This window comes from Streptomyces sp. NPDC002306 (genome assembly GCF_053593435.1).
Map to the genome: position 1 here is coordinate 1 of NZ_JBSFCK010000043.1, position 21,827 is coordinate 21,827.

The 21,827-nt window shown below is 68.7% G+C and carries 14 protein-coding genes; 5 read left to right on the plus strand and 9 right to left on the minus strand.

Features of this window, described 5'->3' with window-relative positions; genetic code table 11:
- Nucleotides 1-576 precede the first annotated feature (576 nt).
- The 5 genes from ACWCQK_RS36585 (at nucleotide 577) to ACWCQK_RS36605 (ending at nucleotide 4,326) form a co-directional block, all read left to right on the plus strand.
- Nucleotides 577-786 carry a hypothetical protein gene (locus ACWCQK_RS36585; RefSeq protein ID WP_451162655.1) on the plus strand — a complete coding sequence of 70 codons (210 nt, stop codon included), beginning with the start codon at nucleotides 577-579 and terminating at the stop codon, nucleotides 784-786.
- A 133-nt stretch (nucleotides 787-919) separates the two neighbouring features.
- Complete coding sequence (locus tag ACWCQK_RS36590; RefSeq protein WP_451162657.1) at nucleotides 920-1,186, plus strand: hypothetical protein; 267 nt, start codon at nucleotides 920-922, stop codon at nucleotides 1,184-1,186.
- A 19-nt stretch (nucleotides 1,187-1,205) separates the two neighbouring features.
- Nucleotides 1,206-1,418 (plus strand): hypothetical protein, encoded by a 213-nt coding sequence (locus ACWCQK_RS36595; RefSeq protein ID WP_451162659.1) that lies wholly within the window; start codon nucleotides 1,206-1,208, stop codon nucleotides 1,416-1,418.
- Between the two features lie 111 nt (nucleotides 1,419-1,529).
- A complete protein-coding gene (locus tag ACWCQK_RS36600) occupies nucleotides 1,530-3,680 on the plus strand; it encodes a DEAD/DEAH box helicase (protein WP_451162661.1) in 2,151 nt (716 codons plus the stop codon).
- A complete protein-coding gene (locus ACWCQK_RS36605; protein WP_451162663.1) occupies nucleotides 3,667-4,326 on the plus strand; it encodes a DUF2290 domain-containing protein in 660 nt (219 codons plus the stop codon). The genes ACWCQK_RS36600 and ACWCQK_RS36605 overlap by 14 nt, the downstream gene beginning before the upstream one ends.
- A gap of 557 nt (nucleotides 4,327-4,883) precedes the next feature.
- Here ACWCQK_RS36605 and ACWCQK_RS36610 read toward each other — a convergent pair.
- The 9 genes from ACWCQK_RS36610 to ACWCQK_RS36650 all read right to left on the minus strand — a co-directional run bounded on the left by ACWCQK_RS36610 (nucleotide 4,884) and on the right by ACWCQK_RS36650 (nucleotide 21,723).
- Nucleotides 4,884-6,134, minus strand: coding sequence for a DUF2399 domain-containing protein (locus tag ACWCQK_RS36610; RefSeq protein ID WP_451162665.1), 1,251 nt, complete (start codon nucleotides 6,132-6,134; stop codon nucleotides 4,884-4,886).
- Nucleotides 6,131-11,131: an SbcC/MukB-like Walker B domain-containing protein gene (locus ACWCQK_RS36615; RefSeq protein WP_451162667.1), complete on the minus strand. Its 5,001-nt coding sequence runs from the start codon at nucleotides 11,129-11,131 to the stop codon at nucleotides 6,131-6,133. The genes ACWCQK_RS36610 and ACWCQK_RS36615 overlap by 4 nt, the downstream gene beginning before the upstream one ends.
- On the minus strand, nucleotides 11,128-12,462 hold the full coding sequence (locus ACWCQK_RS36620; protein WP_451162669.1) for a DUF2398 family protein: 1,335 nt from the start codon (nucleotides 12,460-12,462) through the stop codon (nucleotides 11,128-11,130). The genes ACWCQK_RS36615 and ACWCQK_RS36620 overlap by 4 nt, the downstream gene beginning before the upstream one ends.
- Nucleotides 12,459-14,009 carry a DUF2397 family protein gene (locus ACWCQK_RS36625; RefSeq protein WP_451162671.1) on the minus strand — a complete coding sequence of 517 codons (1,551 nt, stop codon included), beginning with the start codon at nucleotides 14,007-14,009 and terminating at the stop codon, nucleotides 12,459-12,461. The genes ACWCQK_RS36620 and ACWCQK_RS36625 overlap by 4 nt, the downstream gene beginning before the upstream one ends.
- Before the next feature lie 572 nt (nucleotides 14,010-14,581).
- Nucleotides 14,582-16,825 carry a Helicase associated domain protein gene (locus ACWCQK_RS36630; RefSeq protein WP_451162673.1) on the minus strand — a complete coding sequence of 748 codons (2,244 nt, stop codon included), beginning with the start codon at nucleotides 16,823-16,825 and terminating at the stop codon, nucleotides 14,582-14,584.
- Nucleotides 16,826-16,857: 32 nt separating this feature from the next.
- Entirely contained in the window at nucleotides 16,858-18,189 is a 1,332-nt protein-coding gene (locus tag ACWCQK_RS36635) for an AAA domain-containing protein (RefSeq protein WP_451162675.1), read from the minus strand.
- A complete protein-coding gene (locus tag ACWCQK_RS36640) occupies nucleotides 18,186-19,700 on the minus strand; it encodes a hypothetical protein (protein ID WP_451162677.1) in 1,515 nt (504 codons plus the stop codon). The genes ACWCQK_RS36635 and ACWCQK_RS36640 overlap by 4 nt, the downstream gene beginning before the upstream one ends.
- Nucleotides 19,697-20,830, minus strand: a complete 1,134-nt coding sequence (locus ACWCQK_RS36645) for a hypothetical protein (RefSeq protein WP_451162679.1) — start codon at nucleotides 20,828-20,830, stop codon at nucleotides 19,697-19,699. Before ACWCQK_RS36645 ends, ACWCQK_RS36640 begins: the two co-directional genes overlap by 4 nt.
- A 32-nt stretch (nucleotides 20,831-20,862) precedes the next feature.
- On the minus strand, nucleotides 20,863-21,723 hold the full coding sequence (locus ACWCQK_RS36650) for a hypothetical protein (RefSeq protein WP_451162681.1): 861 nt from the start codon (nucleotides 21,721-21,723) through the stop codon (nucleotides 20,863-20,865).
- Nucleotides 21,724-21,827 lie beyond the last annotated feature (104 nt).

Genomic DNA, 21,827 nt, shown 5'->3' on the forward strand with positions numbered 1-21,827 from the left:
GGGGGCGGAGAGCCTAATGGCTCTTAAGTTGGCCTGGCGGCCAACTACGGGCCTGACGGCCCGTTAAGTGCTGTCGTCGTGCCTGACGGCACGACTGTGGGTACGGTGCGAGGGTTGGCCCTGGCGGGCCAACTTGGTTGGTTTCTGTGGGTGTTGGCGGGCCTGGCGGCCCGCTAAGCGAGGATGGTGTCCTGCCTGGCGGCAGGACGGGGTAAGTGACGGCCCCTCCCCTGGCGGGGAGGAAGGAGGAAGTTTGAAGCCTGGGGTTGAGGTGCTGGCGCCTGTCGGCGCCAGTGATGTCATAACGGGGTGGTTGCACAGTTATTTGCGTTCTGCAGCTCCCCTGCCGGGGAGCGCGGGAGTGGGTGCCCGGCTGGCGCCGGGTTGAGTAAGTGTCTGTTTCTCGTGGTGGCTTGGGGGTTGTCTCTGTCGTTGTGTGGGTTTGTGTGCGTGTGGCGGGTTGGACGCCTGACGGCGTACCAGGTTCTTGCGTGGTTGGTGCCTCGGAGGGTTGCGGTGTGCCGGGGTGCAGCTTTCTGGGAGTCTGGGGTTATGGCTGATGAGGGTTTGGTTTCTATGACGGTGAAGGTGGCTCTGGGAACGCGCTCCCGGCTGAAGGGTGTCGTGACGCGTCATCGTGCCGTGCGGCGGGAGCTGGCGCGTGACGCTGCTTGGGATGGCGGTGTGCGCGGCGGGCTGATCTGCCGGAGCCGGTCTTGGGTGGAGGCCCTGGCCTACAAGCTCGGCAGCGCGCTGCTGCCCTCCCATCAGCTGGAATCCTCGTGACGCCGCCCACGCCGCACGGCGAGCAGTCGGGTAGTGCGGGCGGTGGTTCGCCAGGCTTGAACGGGCGCCAACGGATCTATCTGGAGATGTTGTTCACGATCGACCAGGACAACGAGATTGCGCAGAACCGCAGGTGGCACGCCAGCCGGCCGAGCAGTGGCGGTGGATCACCTACGGCGTCGACCACCCGGCGGCCGAAGCCACTGCGGTCCAGCAGCAGTTGGGGCAGCGCCATGTCCTGGACGCGGGCGCCGGTGCCACACTGGCCGCCCTGCAGCGCCGCGGGTTGATCGAGCTGCGGCGGGTGGCGCAGGACTCCCCCGGCAGCCTGGTCTGGCACACCCAGGTCCGGCTCACCCGCAGCGGGCGGGCCGCGGGGGCTGTGTCCGGCACCGCCTGAGCAGGCCACCGGTCCCTCGATGCTGCCGGTGTGGCTTCATGTGGCCCTTGAGGCGGTCGCCGCCGCCCCGGATCAGACGCTTGCCAAGATCGCGATTGGCCGTGTGGCGGCCATTCGGCTGAGCTCGGCCGGGCACGGCTACATCGAGGACGCCAGTGCCTGGCAGTACCGCCTCACCCCGGCCGGCCGAGCCTACCTGGCCGCGATCCCCGGCTGTGCGCAGGACGGTTGACTGCGGCCGGAGCGGCGTGTTTGTACCGTCATGTCTGTCACTAGGATGAGGGGTCCGCAGCCCGGGGGCCGGGCAGGACCTCACTCCGACATCGAGGAAGTTGCGTCGCGTATGTCTCTGCAGGTGGTGTACGGCGAGAGCCGGGATCGCATCCGTGCCTCGTCGCTGGCGGACCAGCTGCGGGAAGTGGCGGACGAGGGGACGGTGTATCTCGGCTATCCGGTGCTGGCCACAGCGGACGAGACCGTCGAGGTGGATGCCCTGATGATCAGCCGGGCTCACGGCTTGGTCGCGTTCTTGCTGCCGGAGTCGATCCCCCAGGATGCGGCGGAGTGGGAAGAGGCGCAAGCGCGTCAGGACCGGCTCTACGACGTGCTGGACAGCACTCTCAGCAAACACGGCACACTGCGCCGACGCCGTTCACTCGCGGTGGACATCACCACGGTGACTGTATTTCCCGGGCCGGTGGAGGCTCCGGCGTCCGACGCCGAGGGCAGCATCTACTGCGACCTGCAGGATGTGGCCGCCCAGATCGAGCAGCTGCCGGGGCTGGATGAATCCCTGGAGCGGGCGGTGCAGGCGGCGCTGCAGCGTGTGACGACCATGAAACCGGTCAAGAAGCGCGCCGCGGTGCAGGACGATGCCTCGCGCGGCGCCGTCCTAAAGGTCATTGAGGCGGGGATAGCGAACCTGGATCAATGGCAGAAGCAGGCTGCCATCGAGACGCCGGAAGGACCGCAGCGCATCCGCGGTCTGGCCGGGTCGGGCAAGACCGTGGTCCTGGCGCTGAAGGCCGCCTACCTGCACACCCAGCACCCAGATTGGCGCATCGCGTTCACGTACTACTCCAGGGCGCTGCACGAGCAGATCTACAACCTCGTGACCCGGTTCGCGTTCGAGTTCAGCAACGACCGTCCTGACGAGGACTACCTGCAGATCATGCACTCGTGGGGCTCCGCCTCACGGGCCGGCCTCTACAGCGAAATGGCTCGCGCTGCCGGGACCACAGCCCGCGACTGGAACTACGCACGCGCCACGTACGGGATGGACGACGCCTTCCAGGGGGTCTGCCGCGAACTGCTGACGATCGTCAAGGAAACCCGTCCCGACCCCATCTTCGACGTCGTCCTCATCGACGAGGCCCAGGACCTGCCCCCCGAGTTCTTCCAGCTCATCTATCACTTCACCAAGGGCCCCAAACGGATCGTGTGGGGCTACGACGAGCTACAGAAACTGTCCGAATCGGCGATGCCCAGCACGGACGAGCTCTTCGGCACCGGCCCCGAGGGGGAAAGCCTGGTCAGCATCGCCAACCGGGACAAGGAACCGAGAAAGGACGTCGTCCTGCCGGTCTGCTACCGCAACACCCCGTGGGCTCTGGCCACCGCACATGCCCTGGGCATCGGTGTCTACCGAGAGGGCGGCCTTCTGCAGCACTTCGCCGACCCGGACCTGTGGGCCGACATCGGCTACGAGACGGTGCGCGGTGAACTGGCCCTCGGCTCCCATGTCGCCCTCAGGCGCAAGCACGACAGCGCACCCGCGTACTTCCGCGAGCAGCTGACGATCGACGACGCCGTCGTCATGCAGGGATTCGACAGCCAGGAAGCGCAGGACATCTGGGTGGCCCAGCAGATCCAGCAGAACCTCGCCGCGGACGAGCTGGAGCACGACGACATCCTGATCGTCCTGCCCGACGTCTACCGCGCCAAATCCCGCGCGCCCCGGCTGATGCGGACTCTGCGCGAGCACGGTATTCCCTCGCATCTGGTGGGTGTCAGCACCAGCGCGGACACGGTCTTCGTCAAGGACTCCGTCGCCCTGGCCCATATCTTCCGCGCCAAGGGCAACGAGGCGCCGATGGTCTACGTCATCGACGCCCAGTACGCGGCCCGCGACTACAACGCCGTCACCCGCCGCAACACTCTCTTCACCGCCATCACCCGCAGCCGAGCCTGGGTGCGCATCGTCGGCTACGGCAGTGACATGGACGTGATCTCAAACGAGATCGCCAGGGTCCGGGAAAAGGACTTCGAGCTGGAGTTCACGATCCCCAGCCGCCCCGCACTGGACCGGATGCGCCGGGTCAACCGCGAGCACTCCGCCGAGAATCGCCGCTCGGTAAGGCGAGCCACCGAAGGCCTGCAGATGTTCATGGAGGCCTACGAGGCGGAAGAGATCGAACTCGAGGACATCCCCCCTGCCCTCCGTACGCGTCTGATCACCAAGCTGAGGGAAGAGCTGCCGGGTGACGACGCCTAGAGCCGTCCGCGACGACATCAACAACCTGCTCGACTACCTGCTCGCGGCAGAGATCGCCGTCTACATCAACACGGTGTCCGTCGACGGCACCAGAGTCTCTTGGCACTCGCTGGATCCCAGCGTGCCCTTCCTCACCCACCGCGGGGATCCCGGACTGGAGGACTACCGCCGGTGGGTGACTGCCGGCGCGTTCTCCGCCTACCTCTTCGACGGGGCGCTCCTGCAGCTCACCTACGACGTGGAAGGAGGAGAGATCACCGGCCACCGGCTCGCCTACATACCGGCGCCTTACCGCATGGATCCGGACCTGGTCCGCGTCGAGCCTCTGCTGGACGTCGTCGATATTTACGTGGCAGACACCCCCACCAGCATAATCCTGCACTCGGCCATCCGCTTCGACTACGACCCCGACTCCGCCAGACCGGGGCACCCCGCCTCCCATCTGACCATCAACTCGGCGCACTGCCGGATCGCGTGCGCCGCCCCCATGCATGTCGGACGCTTCGCCGACTTCGTCTTCCGGCACTTCTACGCCGACCTGTGGGCCGCCCACCGCGGCTACTTCACCGGAGGCGCCACACGTCATGTGGGTGAGCGGACCCTCACCGACGACGACCGCACGAGTCCCCACCTGATGTGGCACTAGGGACTGCCTCTGTAACAGCGCGCAGTCCGAGTTGGAGGTCGACGACGACCTCCAACTCGTGCCCCGCGCCCGCACCTGGCGCACGGTCCTCCAAGAGCCCGGCGCAGCCTCGCGGCCGGACGTTCACTGGCTCCAGTGGTTGAACGGCGCCGCCGAGCCAGCCGTGTTCGGGGCGCTGCAACGGAAGCGGGCGCGACGGCTCGGCATTTCGTTTGCCCTCCAGAGCGTAAATCTGTCCTCCGAAGTCCCCCACATCCTGGAAGAGAGCGGCAGCCCTCTCGTACAGGTCGGCGGCCTCCGTCAGCCTGCCTGCCTCCGTCAGCACGAACCCTTGGTTGTGCAAGCTCCGCGCCTGGGCACGCCGGCCACCGGTCTCCCGACGGGTTCGCGCCCCCGTAGGAGCGCATCAGCTCGACCTCCAGACCGGCGTCCCGGAGCTGCCACTGGACGCCACTCATCGTCTCGACCCAGTCCCGCCCCGGCCTGACCAGCCGTCGTAGTGCTGCCGGGTCACACTGCCGACCGTCCCGGTCATCCGGACACCCCCCCCCACCCCGCTACGAAGGTGAGCGTGGCGTGCCCGATTCCGGGGGCACCAGGTCAAGGAGGTACGTGAGCACAGTGTCGTGTTCTTGATAGAGGACGCGTCCTGACGCACGCAGTTGGGCGGCCAGCGCAGGGGCACAACTGCTCGGCAGGAGTCCGAGAGGGACGCTGGATGGCAGGCTGCCTGCCTCCCTGACCAGGGTGGCATCCATAGCGACGAGTTCTGCTCCGTAGATCTGCTGCACCGTCGCGGCAATGTGCAGGCCGGCGCCGTCCAGGTCGCCTGCGTAGCGGAGTTGCAGTCCCTGGTCTGCTGCAAGTTGGAGGAGGGCGTGGTCGACGGCGCGGAGCTGGCCGCTGGTGCAGGCGATCGGCCGCGTACTGGTGTGTTCCATCGCCGCTTCCAGGACGGAGGGGTTCTCGACGACAGTGAGGGTCTGTGGGGCTAGCCGGGGCGGGGTGTTGGTGAGGTCGAGGAGGTTGAGGGCAACGGGGGTGGTGGCCTCGTTGAGCCGCCGGTCGATGGGTCCGTCGCCGAGAGCTCGAACGTGGTGGAGCAGAACGGTCGCGGAGAGTCTGTCGGCGAGGATGCCGTGGTCGGCGAGCAGGGCGCGGATGTGGTCGGGGCGGGTGGGTTCGGGTCGGCCGGTCAGTTCGGCAACGGCGGAGATGAGGCGTTGCCCGGGCAGGGTGGCGGGGTCGAAGTAGTGCGGGTCGCCGGCGTGGTCGTGGGCGAGTTTGGCCAGGGCTCGGGGCGGGGTGTGGGGCAGGTGGCGTGTGAGGGAGGCGAGGGCGTCGATGAGGCGGCGTGTCTCAGGCTCGGTGGTCTGGTCTGTTCCGATGAGGAGTCTGGCTCGCAGCCGGGGCAGGTGGGGCAGGTGGGTGGCCGCATAGTGGTCGAGGTCTTGGCGCAGTGTGTCGACGTCACGGCGGCCTTGCTTGCGGTTGACGACGGGGCGGCCGACTGCGTTTTCGACCAAAGCCTGCAGGTCGTCGGTGGGCAGGCCGAGGGCTTGGAGGAGGGGCTGCAGGGGGACTTTGGTGCCGCGGTCGGTGTGGGGTGCACTGGTGCGTCCGCGGCGGCGCTGTTCGGAGGTGTCGAGCCAGGATCGCAGGGCGGCCACGGCACCGGGGGTGAGGCCGGGCACGGTGACGGCAACGATGCGTGTGGGCTCGGTGCCGGCGCTGAGGCGGTTGTGGATGGCTTGCCACAGCGGGGCGAGTTCGGGGTCGGCAGCGAGGAGTGCGAGGTCGGCGGTCACGGCGCCTCCTCGGGCTGGGCCGGGGTGAGGTCGAGGGTGAGAGGCTGAGGTTCGCCGTGGCCGTGCCACAGCCAGGGCACGGTGATGCGGCGGCGTCCGCTGGTGAGGACCTGGTGGATCATGGCGCGCTCGGTTTCGCGTTTGATCAAGGGGGTCATGTCTGGGGCGGTGGCCAGGACGTCGAAGTTCCAGGAGCGCAGCAGGGCCAAGACCTTGCGCAGGTTGGCTTCGTCGAAGGCGGCGTCGATTTCGTCGATGGAGAGCAGGCGGGGGCCCGTGTAGCCGCTGGTGGAGTACATCGACCATGCGGCTGCCAGGAGGGGCAGCATGGTGGCCAGACGTCGCTCGCCGGTGGAGAGGCCTTCGAGGGGGTTGGAGCGCACGGAGATCTCGCGGAATTTTTCTTTGCCGGCGGCCTCGAAGGAGGAGTGGGTAACGGAGATTGTCCACTCGTACCAGGTGCGGTAGTCGAAGGTGTGGGCAACGCGTTCGGCCCAGGGTTCGCCGGTCTTTTCCTTCATGCGCTGGCGCAGTGCTTCGTACATGGCTTCGAAGGTGTCGTCGGCGGGCGGACGGGCGATGAGTTCCACCATGTGCTGGGCTTCGGGATCGTTGGGCCGGACGTCCCATTCGACCTGGACGCCGACTTGGGCGACGCCGGTGCGGACGTCCTTGAGAGTGTGGCGAATCTTGTTGACGAGTTCGACGGCTGCCTCGCGGCGCGTTTGGATGTCGCGTTGGAGCCGGGTGAACAGGCTGGTCTTGAGGACTTGCTTGACGTCAGCGCGCAGGTCGTTCTCGAGTTGCGCGGCGGTGGCTTTGAGGTCGTGGACGGTGGTGGAGACGTCTTCGCCGCGCACGGCTGCAGGATCGGCGACGACGGCGCGTCGCCATGGGGTGTCGCCGATGCCCACCACGGTGACTTGGCGGTCAAATCCTGTCAGACCGGCGCTGGCCTTGCGGGCGGCGGCTTCCAGTGCGTTCAGGTCGCGGTCGCGCTGCCGTTCCAGGGCCTGGTGTCGGTCGGTGCCGACGGACGTGTCGGTGAGCAGGTGTCGAGCCCAGGCCAGGCCTGCGGTGAGGTTGGCCGGGCGGCCGTTGTCGGTGGGCAGGCCGTCGGGAAGAACGGCGAGGTGTTCGTCGGCCAGACGTCCGAGGCGGGCCAGGCACACGTCCCGGTTGCGTTCGGCGGCCTCCCTGCGTGGAGCCACCATTTCCCGGGCGGTCTGGGCGGAGCTGGCCTGCTTTTCTGCTTCTTGCCGGCGGGTGAGACACCGCTCTGCGTGTTCTTCGGCCCGGTGAAGTTGGTCGGCAGTAGTGTCCCGGCGGGCGCGCAGTTCTTCGTACTGCGCGCCGTATAGGGTCCGCATTTCAGCGACATGGGCGGCTTCTTCCTCGGCGCGTCGCCGGAGCCGGGAGGCTTCTTGCTCAGCTCGGGTGTGGCGGGTGTGGCGTTCGTCGAGCGCCTGACGGTCGCTGTCCGCCCTTTTGAGCAGGTCGCTCACTCGATGGGAGGCCGGTGCCCAAACCTGGACATGGCCGACGAGTCGGGCGACTGCTTCTCTGCGGTCGTCGAGGTATTTCGTTTCGGTGCGCAGCAGGTCGCCTCCGGGCAGCGTTGCGGCGCGGTTGAGTGCGCGCAGGGCCTGGGTGACGGCCTTGCCCGCGTCTTCGTGACGGGTGGTGGCTTTTACAGCGTCGGCGCGAGCTTGATTGAGGTGTTGTTCGGCTGTGTCCTCGGCACTGTGGGCTGCGTCGACGGCCTCGATCTCCTGAAGGGGAAAGGCTGTCTGTTCCGTGTCGGCCGCCTGTTGTGCGTCGGCGGCGCGGGTGCGGGCATCGGCACTGGATTGGGCGGTGGCGGCTTGTTCAGCCGCTGTCTCTGCGGCGGCTTGGGCGTCATCTGCGGCCTGCTGTGCGTTGCTGCGGGCGTGGTCGTGGGTGAGTACGGCAGTGGCGACGGTGGCGGCGCGGGTGGCTGCTGCGGCACCGAGTTCGGCGAGCACACGCTCCAGGGCCTGGTCGGCTTGGGCCAGGGCCGTCGCGGTGCGCTGCTGGAGTGTTTGCACAGTGGTGCGCTGGTCGGCAGCGTGGGAGCGGGCTTCGTCAACTCGTGTGGCGGGCGGGAGAGTGTCGCGTTCCTCGGCGGCGTCGGTGATGTCCTGGTGGCAGCGTGCCAGGTGTTCCTCGGCCGTTTGGAGGGTGAGACGTGCGGCGGCCAGGTCGTCTTCGATGCGTTTGACCCTCTGGCGGCGGATCTTCTCGCGGGTGGTGCGGCCGATGAAGGCGGACTGGTACCCGGTGGGGGCGCTGGCGGTGAGGACACCGTGGGCCAGTCGGCCGGCAACAGGGTCGCTGCCGGGCGTGTCGACGGGGATGGCGGCGAGGATCTCCCGGATCCGAGTGGCCTCGATGGCCGGGTGGTCGTCGACGACCAGCAGGTCAGCCAGGGTGCGGCCCGCGGCCGGGGTGGCAGGGGTAAGAGTGAGGTCACCGTCGCGCACCTGACCGTCGGGGGTGACCAGGGCGTCGAGGAGGCCGGCCACCAGAAGTGCTCCTTCGAGGCGGTCTGCGTCGGCGGCGCAAAGGCCGGGGGCGAAGTCGACGAGTTCGCAGAGGGGGACGCCGTCCTCGGGTGTGCGGGTGCGCCAGGAGGGTGACGGAGGCAGGGGGGCTGTCTGCTGGGCCAGATGCAGTTTGTCGGTCAGCTCGGTGACGGTGGCGGTGGCGGTGTGGACCTGTCGAGCGGCGGTTTCGGCGTGGCCCTGGAGACGTGTTGCGGCGTGGGCGTGGGCGCGCACCGCTGCCAGGGTGAGGTCGGTGGGGCGCACAGCGCTCAGGTCGGCTGCGGTTGCAGTGGTGTCGGGCACGGTGAGGTCGTCGGGGGCGAGGTGGACGAGGCCGGCGCGCCAGGTGTGGACGAGGCCCAGCCAGTCATGGATCGCCCGGAGGACGGTCGTGTCGGCTTCGGCAAGGGCCTGCTCGGCTGCATCGAGCGCGGCCTGGGCGCGGCTGCGGGTTTCGTGATGGTCATGGTGGGCCTGGGTCTGGCGCGCTTCGTCGGCCTGTGTATCGGTCTGTGCCTGCCGGAGGGCGGCCTGGTGTGCGGCGGCTGCCTTGTCGGCGGTGGTCTGGGCTGTGGTGTGCCGATGGCGGGCCTGCTCTGCGGTGGCGGTTGCGGCGCGGGCGAGGGCGGCGTCGGCGGTCGCCCTCTCCTGGTGGCTGGCCAGGTCGATGTGCGCGCGGGCGCGGGTGGCGGTGGCTGAGAGCCAGGTGAGGAGCTGGCCGGTGTCGGTGCGCTCGTCGCTGAGGGCCGGATCGGCCAGCTCCTCGGGGAGCGGGCCGAGGTATGGCGCGCTGTCCTGCCAGGTGTGGAGCTGGGCGAAGAGTTCGTTCTCGGTGTGTCGGCGTCGGCTCGTGGTTTGGTCGGCTTCCTCTCGGCGGGTGTGCTCCGCGTCGGTGGCGGCACGTTGTTCGTCTGCGGCGGTGCGCTGGTTGTTCTGTGCGCTCTGATAGGCGCTGAGGGCTCTGTCGACGGTCTGGATCTGGCGTAGATGGTCTTCCGCCCACGCGAGTGGGCGGCTGCACAGGGATCCGGTGTCCAGGACGGGTGCGGTGTCGTGGTCGGCTGCGGCAAGGGTGTCGGAGGCTGTCAGGAGGCGTTCGCAGGCGCTGTGGGCTCCCACGGCGCTGGCACTGGCGCGGAGGTCGTCGCAGATCCGGCGGAGCTGGGCCTGCGACGCTTCGACGTCCTTGCGGCTGCTGGTGGCTTTTCCGAGTGCCTCCTCGACGTCGGTCTCAGATGTCTGGGCGCGTTCCTGTGCGGCTTCGGCCTGAGCGGCGAGGTCGCGAGCGCGTTCCTCGCGGTGGGGTAGTTCGGCGCCGGCGTGTTCTGTCAGCAGGGTGTCGTCTGCTGACAGTTGTCCCCGGGCGCGGGCGATGTCGCTCTGAGCGCGGGTGTACTCGCCGGCTGCTTCCCGGGATTCTTCGCGGGCGGTGTCGAGTTGGTCGTTGGCCTTCTTGAGGTCGCGGGCAAGATCGTCGAACTCGGTGTTGGCAGCGGTGAGGGCGGCGGCTTCCACCTGAGCAACGGTGCGCAGGTAGCGGCGGTAGCTGCGGTCGGTTCCTTCCAGGAGTTTGGCTTCCTGGTGGGTACGGTCGAGTTTGGTCTCGAGTTCGGAGATGCGTTCCATAGCCTCGGCGACCTGGGTGAGGTTGTCGGTGTCGAGCGCGGGGAGGGCATCGGTGAGGACTTGCCTCATGCGGGCGAGGGTGATGTTCTCGGCAGTACGGACGCTGCGCAAGGATCGCAGGACGGCGAGCAGCGCCTCGTACTGGACCTCGTTGAGCGGGGCGAACAGTCGGGTGCGGACGGCTTGGCGGTAGGCGCTCTCGTCCTGTGGGGCGAGTTGGTTGAGGGAGCCGCGCAGTGTTCGGGAGTCGGTGAAGATCTCACCGTGACAGGCGGCGAGTTGGCCGGCGAGGGCGTCCAGGCGGACGGGTTCGCGGTCGTGTTCCAGCATCAGGTCGGTGCCGACTCTGCCGGGGGTGAGGAAAAACGCGCGATGCAGGTTGCCTGCGGTGGCGCGCAGCCACAGACCTGTTGTCATGTGCCGGGTGGTGTCACTGGTGGGATCGTGCAGGCCGTACTCGAGCCACCAGATGCCGGTGCGGTCCTCACGGTCGTTGAAGTCGGTGTGCCGGCTGGTGAGGGTGCCTGCGGCTTTGCCGGATACCGACAGGGCGGTCTGGGAGGTGTCAGCGTCCAGCAGGACGGTGATCAGCATGGAGGCGGTGAGGGATTTACCGGATCCGTTGGGGCCGACGAGGGCGAGCCAGCCGTCGGAGAAGTACAGCTCTTCGCTTGCCCAGGCCCAGGAGTTGACGATGCCGGCGCGTGTGGGCTGCCAGCGGCCTTCGGCGCCGGGGGTGCCGATGTCTGGAATGCTGGCGCCTGTCAGAACTGGGTCCGGGGCGGTCTGCTCGACGGGCCTCATCGGTCGTCTCCTTGGCTGGCCTGCTGCACGGTGTCGAGGGTGGGAGCGGTTCCGGTCGCCCGGGGGGCGGCGGTGTCGGATCCCGGTGAGGCGGTGTCGGGCGGCGGGGTGGGCTGGCGCACGCGGACGCGCCACAGATGCACTCCGGGTGTGGGCAGCCACGTGTCCGGGACGTCCGGCCGCGGGATGAGCAGTCCGACGCGGGTGAGTTCGGCGGTGGCAGCCTGGGCCAGTGCGGGCATGCGTGCGTAGGAAGCGGCCCAGCGGGGCTGTCGGGCGCGTAACTCGGTGAACAGTTCTGTGATGTCGGTGAGGGTCAGCGGGGCGCTGGGGTCGTCACGGTCGGGGAGGGTGGCCAGGAGGGCGAGGGCAGCCTGGCGTTCGGTGCGGCGGCCGTTGGGGAAGTCGAGTCCGGTGGCTTGGCCGCTGGGGTCGGTGATCTGCCACCAGTCGCGGCGCACGGTCGCGGACAGTCCAAGGGCAGCGACGACGTTGAGGGCGCGTTCGCGTCCGGTCAGAGTGTGCAGGTAGGGGGTGGTGTCGCCAGTGTCGCCGAGGGGGTCGGTGGCGGGGTCGTCGACGAGTCGCCGCAGGGCGTTCAGACGTCGCTGTTCCAGGGTGGGGGCGCTGTCCGGGGTGCGGGTGGTGTGGTCGAGGAGGGATTCCGTGGACAGGGCTGCGGCGTGCTGGCTGGCCGGCAGGCTGTCGAGTTCGAGGAGGGTGGGGGGTAGTGAGGAGAACTTGGCGGCAAGACGGTCGCGGGAGGCGGTGACGACGAGGTCGCCGTTGTCGTCGGCCAGTGCTCGGTCAAGGTCGGCGTCGACAGTGACAGTGCCTTCGGCGACGAGGATTTTGAGGGCGTCGCCCAGGCTGTAGCGGTTGTGGAGTGCTTCTTGCTTGCTGACGTTGCCGGTGGCGACAACGGGAAAGGGCGGCAGGTGTCCGTCCGTGCTGTCGGTGGCGCAGACCTGGGCGATGGCTTGCAGGAGCTCGCGCACGCTCATCCGGGGGCGGCGCCATAGCTGTTCGCAGGCAAGGCAGACGAGGATCATGACCAGGGTGCCGGCGAGCGGTTGCCGGTCCCGTGCAAGTCGCGGGCCGCGGTCGCAGGGGACATCGGTTCGCCGCTTGTGCAGGCGAACCAGACCGGCGACTTCGTGGAACTCCACCGTCCAGCCCAGTTCGCTGCGGAAGTACTCGGCCAGGGCATGGCGGTGCTGCACGGCCGTCCGGTAGTGCTCGGCGTCCTTCTCGATCGCCAGACGCCCGGTCGCGGCGAGCAGACGGGCGCTCTCCCGTAGATCGGGGTCGAGCAGCAAGGGGTCGTTCATGCCACGCTCCGATCGGGATCGGTTGGGTGGACGGGGGCGGACCTGAGTGCTGCGGGCGTGGCGCTCTGCGCTGTGACGGTCAGCCGGAGGTCGGGGCCTGAGAGGCGTCCTTCGGCAAGGTGGACGGTGACGGTGGCGTGGGATTCGCCGGGCCTGACGATGACTTCGAGGCCGGCCTCGTCGACGGCGGCGCATCCGCTTCCGTCCTCGGGGCGGTACTGGCTGAGCGCGACCTCGATAGCGTTGAGCAGGATGAGCGCCGCGTCGAACGGCAGTCGGGCAAGGTAGTCGAGGCCGACTTCACCGTCGGTGGCGAGCAGGGCGGCGAAGCGTCGGCGGCGCTGGGCGGCCGCCTGTGCATCCGCGTACGCGGCCGCTCGGTCGGCAGTGGTGTCGGGCACTTTGCGGGGCCGTCCGGTAGAGGCCCCGTGCCGCTCGTGCTCCCTGAGGGTGACCTCGGCCTGGTAGCGGCTGGCGCCTGCCCGAGCGGGAGTGCCGTGGGCGACGTCCTCCTCTGCCGTGCCGGTGACCGCGTGCCAGGAAGGCCAGTCGCCGAACGCGGCCGCGTATACCCGGCGGGCCTCGGCGTCGTCGGGCTGCCGGTGCAGGCTGTGCGCCAGGCCACGGAAGTCGACGCCGAGGTCGCTGCCGCGGCGACGGGCCATGTAGCGGCGGTCGATGGCGACGAGCAGGGTGTGCACGGCGCCGCTGGCCGAGTCAATCAGCCGGTGAACGGTGCCATCGGACTTGAACCAGGCCTCCAGGTCGGTGAGGCGGCGGATCCGCTCGTCGATCCAGTGTTGCTGGTCGGCGGCGTTCAGTAGTCCGGCATGCTCAGCGGCGGCTTCCACCGTGGAGGCGAGTCCGGCAGTGCGAAGCTCGGCGAGCGCCGCTTCGACTCGCGGCAGGCCGCGCCCGTACTCGCGGGGGAACTGGCGTAGCGCCTCAACGACGCGGTCGCGGTTCTCGCCGAACACGTCGTCGTCGGTCACATCGGACTGCACCATTTTCGCGAGAGCCGCGTAGAAGTCGGCTGTCACCCGCTGCAGTTCGTCGATGCGCGTACGTACGTCTTCCAGATCACCGGGCAGGCGCCCGTGATCGTTCTTCAGGTGGTCGAGGATCTCGCGCAGCGTGTCCGTCACCTGGTCCAGAAGACGGCTGGGCAGTTGCAGGGCGCGCACCACGTCGACGACGGCGCTGCGGACTGCGGCGACGATACCCCGCCCGCGTCGCGTCAGCGCCCAGGTCTCCTCACGTGCGGACAGGCCTTGCAGGGTACGTAGGGGTGCCGCGTAGTCGCGGAACGGCTCGGCGAACCCCCAATGCTTCAACTGGTCGAGACGCTCGCGCAGCTCGCTCTCGGACAGAGGATCGTGGTACCCGACTGTCTTCAGCCGAGTGGTGATGTCCGACAGCGTCGCCATCGGCCCCCGGGTGGACAGCTCCTCTAGGGCCGCCAGCAGCGCCAGGTACCGCTCCTTCACGAGGCCATCGGGCGTCCCGAACACGTACCAGTCGTCCGGTACGACCTCCTTCCACCACAACCGTGAACGCAATGCCAACCCCCTCGAAGACATCAGGACATGCGAATGCAGCACCCTCAGGGAGCCGCATTACATCTCCTGAAAAGCTAGATGCCGCCTCTGACAATCCGTCCAGGGAACTGTCGAACTTAGACGTAAGCACCGGTTGGAATGACTGGAAAACGTCTCTCCAGAGATCAGTGAGACTTCTCAGAAATTTGCACCGCAGCAGGTTTTCGATTCCTCTAATGATCACGGAATTGACGCTCTGCGCTGGCAAAATGGCTGCGGCACTGCGGCTCGACCGCGCTGTTGACGACCACCACCCGACAGTGGGCCACCCAGAGCAACCACCCGGAGCAGGAACGAAACAAGTCACTCTCGTCGAGCCCCGCCCCTCTCCCTGCACTCACAGAAATTCGAACATGTACACCCTGATTCACATTCGAGGATTTGTTCGATGTGACGTGGAAGGCGTCGTTCAGTCAGAGGCTGGTGACGTATTGGCGGAGGTTGCCGAGAGCGTCGCACCCGCCGCCTGTGACGTGCCCGAGTCTGCCGGGCTCACGGCCCACGAGGCGGATGCCAAGTGCTTACAGGCCGAGTTCGGCGAGCAGCGCCTGGCGATGCGCATCAAGGCTGGAGCGGCGTCGGCGCAGGTTGCTCAGCCACTGCCCCAGCCTCACAGGTTCGTCATTCACGTTCTCGATATGGCGTTGGGGCACGTCGAGATGGCCTTCCCGCTCGAGGAAGGACCGTGCGGCGGCCACCCCGCGCCGGAAGGCGCGTTCCCGCGCAGGCAGTCGGGCGCTCGCTGGGGAGCCAGGCGCCGGCTTCGGGGCATCTCCTACTTGAGACAGGAGAGTGAGCTGCCCGGGGTGTAGGCCATCGGCGCGGGCCCACTGAGCCTTGAACCACTCTCCCGCGTCCGCCGTCCCGACGTTGTCCGACCCTATGCGCGCGGCGTGATAGGTCCGTTGCCAGGCCAGGGGCCAGGGCGGGTTCCACCACGGGTCCAAGGCGGTGAGGGCGGCGGCGCGTTCTTCAGCGAGGCCTGCGGCGCGGGTGCGCTGAGTGGCCAGCCAGCGGCCCAGGGGGAAGCCGTCATGGACGTACTCGACCGGCACTGCGAGATGGCCGTGCCGGGCGGTGTACGCCGCGGCGTGGGCCAGACCGCGGTCGAAGGCCTGCTTCCGGGGGTCCCAGATGATGTTGATGCGTTCCAGGGCGCGGGTGCGGGCTTCATCGAGGGCACTGGTGGTGTGGAGGTGGCGCTGCCAGGTGAGCCAGCGGCCCAGGGGGTAGCCGGTGGCGTCTTCGTAGGCCTGGGGGATGTCGAGGTGGTGGTGGTCGCGGTGGTAGTGGCGGGCGGCGGCAAGACCGCGGCGCCATTCGGCGCTCTTGGGAGCTAGCACTCGCAGGGAGAGAGCGAGAGCAACCTCCTCGGCCTGGGTGGGGCGGTCAAAGTGCAGCCACGCCTCGGGGTCCTGCGCGGGCGTGGTGGGACGGTGGGTTCGGGGGTCGGCCAGGCGTGCTTCGAGCCGGTCGTCGTGGGCGCGTAGGGCCTGGATGGTGTGCCAGAGGGGGGTGTAGGCGTCGGCGCCGAGGAGGTCGTCGGGGTCTTCGCCGGGGGTGAGGTAGACGGGGACGACCAGGGTTGCCTTCTTGCTGGCGCCTGGTTGCTGGCGCAAGGCTCGGCCGACCGCCTGGACGGTGTCGACCGGGCTGTTCTTGGGGTCGGCGAAGACGACGGCATCGATGGAGGGCACGTCAATGCCTTCTCCCAGCACGCGGGCGTTGGACAGCACGGCTGGGGTGTGGGGGTCGGTGTGGGAGGCGAACTCCAGCAGCAGTCGGCGGCGGACCTGGGGGGTATGGCTTCCGCTGATCCAGTCCGCCCACAGTCCTTGCGGGCGCAGGCCGGTGGGCAGGGTGGCGGCGGTATCGGCCAGGGTGGTGGCGAAAGCGCGGGCTTCTGCGACGCGGTGGTGGAAGGTGAGGATGCGGCGCAGCTGGTGATCGTGGATGGCTCGTAGGGCGGCGACTTGGCGGCCGGCCAGGCGCAGTCCGTCGACGCCGGCGCCGGGGCCGGTGGCGAGCCAGTCGCGCAGGTCTGCGTCGCTGACGACGGGCACGAGGATCTGGTAGTCGGCGAGCAGACCGAGGTCGATGGCGTCGGACAGTGTGAGCCGGTAGGCGACAGGGCCGAAGAGGGTCTCGTCGTCCATGGAGGCCACCGCGTCGGTGTCTTCGCCCTGGCTATCGCCGGGGTCCCAGACTCGGGGGGTGGCCGTCAGGTAGAGGCGGCGTGTGGCGGGGACCTGGTCGTCGTGGTGGACGGCGGCCCAGGCCTTGCCGAGGCGGCCGGCGGTGCGGTGGGCCTCGTCGACGACGATCAGGTCCCAGGCGGGCAGGTGGTGGTCGCGGTGGGCGGCAATCACGGCGGGCAGGGAGGCGTAGGTGGCGTAGGCCGTGACCGTGCCGGGCTGGGATGTAGTGAGAGCGGCCAGGTCTGCAGGGTCAGTGGTGAGGGGCACGTCGGCGCCAAGCGGTTCGTGGTCGAGTGCCTGGCGGGCGGAGCAGACCGCGATGGCGGTGCCTTTGCGTCCGGCCTGGCGCCAAGAGCGGATCGTCTGCGACAGCAGGTCCAGCGTTGGCAGCAGCACGAGGACACGGCCGCGTGGAGCGATGCGTGCGGCGGTACGGGCGGCGATCAGGGTCTTTCCGGTGCCGCAGGCGGCGATCACGCTCGTGCGGGGGTGCTGGGTCAAGTTCCGGGTGACTGCGGCGACCGCGTCCCTTTGGTGAGGGCGCAGTGTCAGCTCGGTGGGTGCCATGGGCAGTGGGCGGCTTCCAGAAAGGGGGGTGGTCAGGCGGCGGGGATGCGGTGCTCCGAGAGGTGTTCGAGGACGTGCTGGTGGGCTTCCCAGCCGTCGGGGAACTTGGCAGGGACGCCAAGAGGAACGGGGTCGTTGGAGGGGTGGCGGTCGAGGAGGTCGATGATGCCGGCGCGGGCTACCACGATGCAGGCGTGGCGGTGACGGGAGGCCAGTACGCACAGGCGGCCGGCTTCGAGGTGGAAGGCGGAGGCGTCGCGGCGGCCGGAGAGGGGATGCAGGACGATGGTGACGGCGAATTCGCGGCCCTGCAGGCGGTTGGCGGTGTCGGCGCGTACTCCTCGGGTGTGGGGGGTGCGGTTGAGGAGTTGCTGGATGTGGCGGGCCTGTTCGCGGTGTGCGGTGCCGATGGCGATGTCGGCTGGCTGAAGGCGGCGGCCGTCGGGATGCTTCTCGCAGACGGCGTCGGCTCCGCGGGTCAGGAGGCGTGAGGCTAGGGCGACGGTGGCGTGGGCGGCCTCGGCGTCGATGGGTGCGGTGTGCCGGGGTGGGAGTTCGTGCAGGGCCCAGCCGGTGCGGGCGGCTTCCTCGACGGTGGCGTCGCAGGGGTCGTGCAGTCCTGGGGTGGTAAGGGTGAGGGTGCGGGTGGCGGGGGCTGTGCCGGGGTGGAAGGGGGTGAAGGGGTAGAAGGCTCGGGAGACGAGGCCGGCTGCCGAGGGGGGAAGGCGCCAGGAGACGGGCAGGGTGTGGATGGTGGCGTCGTTGTGGTTCGTCAGGACGGTGACGGCGTTGTTCAGGGGGTCGTGGGGCAGCCCGGTCCACCGGGGGGTGCTGACGATGGAGAACGGGTCGAGCTGTCCGGGGTCGCCCACAAGGAGGGCGCGGTCGAAGAGCTTGGCGATCAGCAGGAGGGCGTCGGAGCGCATCTGGTAGGCCTCGTCGATGATGGCCCACTGCCATCGGGGTCCGTCGATGTAGGCCCATTTCATGGCGGTTGCGATGATCACGTCGCAGGGGAGGACGTCTTTGATGTCCTTGCTGATGATGGTGTCGGTCAGGGACAGGATTTCTTCGGGCGCCTCGTAGGTGCCTCCGGTGAGACGTCCCACGCGCAGCCGGGGGGCTTCGGGGTCGGCGAGGCTGATCAGGAGATCGTCGACCTGGTGGTTGGTCTGGGCGACGATGATGCATCGTTCACCGGCGGCGGCGAGGGTACGGGCGGCGCGTACGACGAGGGTTGACTTCCCTGCGCCCGGGGGCGAGTCGACGACCAGGGGCTGGTCGGCGCCGACGGTGAGTGCGGTGAGGATGCTGTTGACGGCGGCGTTGGCCAGTTCCGCGGGTGGATTCGAGGTCTGGGTCACGGCTGGGGCTCCTCAGTCTGCTCCAGGGCGGCGGCAGGGTGGTTGTGCTGGGGCCCGCCGTGGGTCCAGGGGGTGTTCTCGCGGCTGGGGAACGGGGGCCGGCTGAAGAACTCGGGGGCGAAGGTGAGCTCGAGCGTGTCGCCGACGGCGGGGACGGAGTCGGTTCTGGGTTTGTTGACGGTGCCGGTGAGGGTGGTGACCTCCAGGAGGAGGTCCGTTCCCCGGCCGCGGGGCGTGATGGCGCGGACGGCGAGGTGGACGCGGGGATTGTGGGGTCCGGCGAGGAGGTGTCCGGTGTCCAGGCGTACCGGGTCGGTGGTGTGCAGGGTCAGGCGCGGGCGGAGCTTGGGGCTTCTGGCGCCGGGGATGGTGTGGTGGGCATCGACGTCGGTGACGGTGCCGGTGAGGGCTTCTCCGGTGGTGCGCCGTTCGGCCATGAAGAAGGGGTCTTCCAGGGCGCGGTGGGCGTCGAAGGCGCCCTGGGCCAGTTCCATGCGGGCGAGCCGGCGAGCCGCGGAGACGGCGTCGTCCTTGATGGGCTGCGGGCGTCCGTCCTCGGCGAGGTAGGTGCTGTAGGCGGTAAAGCGGTCACGGTCGGAGGCCCAGCGGCGCTGGGCGTCCTGGGTCTGGGGCAGGCTGCGCAGCAGGCCAAGAGCGTGCCAGGTGTCGTCCCAAGTGGGCTTGAGGTAGTCGTGGAGGAGGGTGTGCAGCCGGTCGGTGAGCCGGAGCATCGCGGCGGTGTTGCCCTCTTTGGCGGCGTCGTCGTAGGCCGTCAGCAGGGGGTCGAGTTCGAAGCTGTCGAAGGACGGGTCGGTGGCGGGGCCAGCGGGTCGGTGCAGCTGGCCGTCGGGGCCGGGCAGTTGGGGGTTTTCGGCATCAAGGGCGGCGTCCAGGCCTGTGGTGCCGGGGGGAGGGTCGATCCAGGCGAGGAGGGCTGCCAGGTGTTCGTCCTCCATGCGGCTCTGGCCGGTAATCCAGCGGGTGGTGAGCAGGTCAGTCAGGGGCAGCAGAAACGCGGAGCCAGGGTGTTCGGCGTGGTCGGCGAAGAAGGTGAGCCACTGGCCGAAGCGGCCGACGCTGCGGTCCAGGTCGGCGCCGTCGGGTGAGTCGGTGAAGCGCAGGGCACGGCCCAGCCGCTGGATGTAGGGGATCGACTTGCGGTTGGCGACTAGGAGTTGAGGGGCGTGGGTGTGACGTTCACGAGAGGGCTTCTTGCCTTTCACGGGCAGGTGTTCGGTGTTCTGGAAGCTGTCGATGTAGGTGAGGATCCGGTCGGCCAGCTCTTCCCGAAATGCGGTGGGCCGCCCGCTGGGCGGTGCGACGAGGAGGTGAGGGCTGGCCGGATCGTCACCGAACATGACGGCCAGAGGGTTAGCTTCGGTGCCGGAGCGGTTGAGCGGCAGGAAGATCAGCGGCTGCTCGGTGAGGTGGAAGTGGCTGACCATGCTGGCGTCCTGCGCTGTTCCTGTCTCGGCAGCTTCGAGGCGCAGCAGGGTGGACAGTCGGCTCATGCGGACTCCCGCAGTTGGGCACGGACGGTGTGCGCGTGCTGGAGGGCGGCGGCCAGGTCGGTCTGGTCTGCGGCGGGCTCACGGGTGCCGTCGGCGAGGCGCAGGGCCGTGCCGATGTGGTCGACGCCGCCGAGGTCATCGCAGATGTCGCTGCCCAGGACGTCGATCAGGCCGTCGTCGCGGGCTTCGCCGCGGCAGACATAGGCCAGGTCGCAGAAGTAGCGGCAGGCGGGGGTATAGCGGGTGGTGGTGGCCTGCAGGGCTGCGGTGAGTTCCTTGGGATCGCGGGTGGGCCGCTCGTCCTGGTCGAGGGCGAGATCGAAGGTGGTGCGGGCAGGCAGTGCATCGAGGAGCGGCTCGATGCGGGTGAGCCGGTTGAACTGGCGGGTGAGGGCAGCGATTTTCTTGCGGGCGTCGACGATCTTGGCGGTGGGCTGGCGCGTGAAGTTGCGGGGCGTGACAAGGATGACGTTGTGGGAGACCTTGTCGCGGTCGAAGCCTTCCTTTTCCAGGAGTTCGCGCAGGGCGAGGATGTAGACGGCGGCCTGGGTGACGGCGGCGGCCACTTTCACCGGGCTGGCCTGGTCGTCGACGATGGCGAAGGACTTGATCTCGATGATGTGGAAGACGCCGTCGATCTGGAAGGCGACGACGTCGGGCTCGAGGTAGACGGGGTGGCCGGCGATGGTCAGCTGCAGGATGGGGTGGTCCAGCAGCGTGCGGGCGGGGCTGGTGGAACGGGCTGCTTCCAGAACGGCGTTGCGGGTGTGGGTGTAGCGGATCTGATGGGAGGCGTCCTGGGTGCCGACGACTGCGAGGTCGGTGTGAGCGGCTTCGGGCAGCGGCAGTTTCAGGACGTCACGCAGCAGGCGCAGCAGTTCGGCGCAGCCGTCTGCCTTGACCTGCTGTTCGAAGGTGGCTCCGTTTCGCATGGCGATGGAGGATTTGGCGAGCGGGCGAGGTTTGCCGAGGTGGACGGCGATGGCATCCTTGTCGACCCCGGCAGCGTCCAGCAGTGCCCGGCGGTTGCAGCCGGGGTTGGTGGTCAGGGCCGCGAGAGTGCGGGCATCGTGCCCTTTGGCGGAGACGGGACCGCGCAGTGCGGCAAGCCGGTCGTCGAGCAGACTCACGATGTTTCCTTGCAGGGACGGGGCGCAGGCGGTCAGGGAACGGAGCGCAGGCGGCGGGCGGACTGAAAGGACCCTCCGAACAGCAGTGCCACGTCGTCGAGTTGGCTGCGTGCCCGGGCGGCGGCCTGGTTGCGGCTGGTGGTGTCGCTTTCGGTGTGCAGGGTGAGTTCGTCCTCAGCGGCGCGGCGCAGCAGTGCGAGGTCGAGAGGTGCGTCGGCTGGGCTGGACTGCTGTATGGGGGGTTGGGCGCCGGGGATGTTCTGGGCGTAGCGCGCGAGGAGCTGGCGGGCGGGCAGCGGCAGAGTGTCCGCGTCGAGGCGTTCGGCGGCGGCCGCGATGTTGAGGGCACTGGTGAGGAAGTGGACCCGGGCACTGAGGGGGCCGACGATGCGCTGTTCCAGGGACCAGGTGCTGACGGTGAGCAGGCCGCGGGCGGGTGAGAGCAGGTCGAAGGTGAGTGCCGGGCACAGGTAGTAGGGGCGGGCGCCGGGGGCGCTGCGGTAGGAGCGCTCTTCGTCGCGGCGCAGGCTGGTCAGCCGGGAGGGTGCCAGAGCGCCCGCGAAGAAAGCTTCATGGACCGTGCTGATGAGCTTGGGGGCGGCAGGCACGGCGAGCAGGGTCAGGACCTGGTGGACCTGTTCGCGTGCGGGCAGCAAGGTTTGCGGCTCCGCAGGAGCGGCAGACCGCGCAGCGCCGCTCTCACCGGTGTCGAGAGCGTTGTCCTCGTCGCCCTCTTCAGTCTGTGCGAAGAGGGCGTCCCAGGCGCGCTGGGCGCGCCGCAGCTCGTCACGGAGTTGCTTGACCTGATCGCTGTCACGGGCCAGTTGGGCGCGCCGCATGGCCTGCTGCAGCTGATGCATGCGTTGTTCGAGTGCGTCCAGATGCTCGTGCATGATACCTACCCTACCGCATTCCAAGGTTTTCCAGACTTCTCCTGTGATTGTTGTTGTAGAGTCTCTGGCACTTCGTCAACTGCCTTTGCTGCAGTAGGCGCCGG

Bases quoted from the DNA above. Each gene is read 5' to 3' on its own strand.
- ACWCQK_RS36585 (WP_451162655.1), top strand. From the start codon at position 577: ATGACGGTGAAGGTGGCTCTGGGAACGCGCTCCCGGCTGAAGGGTGTC.
- ACWCQK_RS36595 (WP_451162659.1), top strand. From the start codon at position 1,206: ATGCTGCCGGTGTGGCTTCATGTGGCCCTTGAGGCGGTCGCCGCCGCC.
- ACWCQK_RS36600 (WP_451162661.1), top strand. From the start codon at position 1,530: ATGTCTCTGCAGGTGGTGTACGGCGAGAGCCGGGATCGCATCCGTGCC.
- ACWCQK_RS36615 (WP_451162667.1), bottom strand. From the start codon at position 11,131: ATGAGGCCCGTCGAGCAGACCGCCCCGGACCCAGTTCTGACAGGCGCC.
- ACWCQK_RS36620 (WP_451162669.1), bottom strand. From the start codon at position 12,462: ATGAACGACCCCTTGCTGCTCGACCCCGATCTACGGGAGAGCGCCCGT.
- ACWCQK_RS36630 (WP_451162673.1), bottom strand. From the start codon at position 16,825: ATGGCACCCACCGAGCTGACACTGCGCCCTCACCAAAGGGACGCGGTC.
- ACWCQK_RS36640 (WP_451162677.1), bottom strand. From the start codon at position 19,700: ATGAGCCGACTGTCCACCCTGCTGCGCCTCGAAGCTGCCGAGACAGGA.
- ACWCQK_RS36650 (WP_451162681.1), bottom strand. From the start codon at position 21,723: ATGCACGAGCATCTGGACGCACTCGAACAACGCATGCATCAGCTGCAG.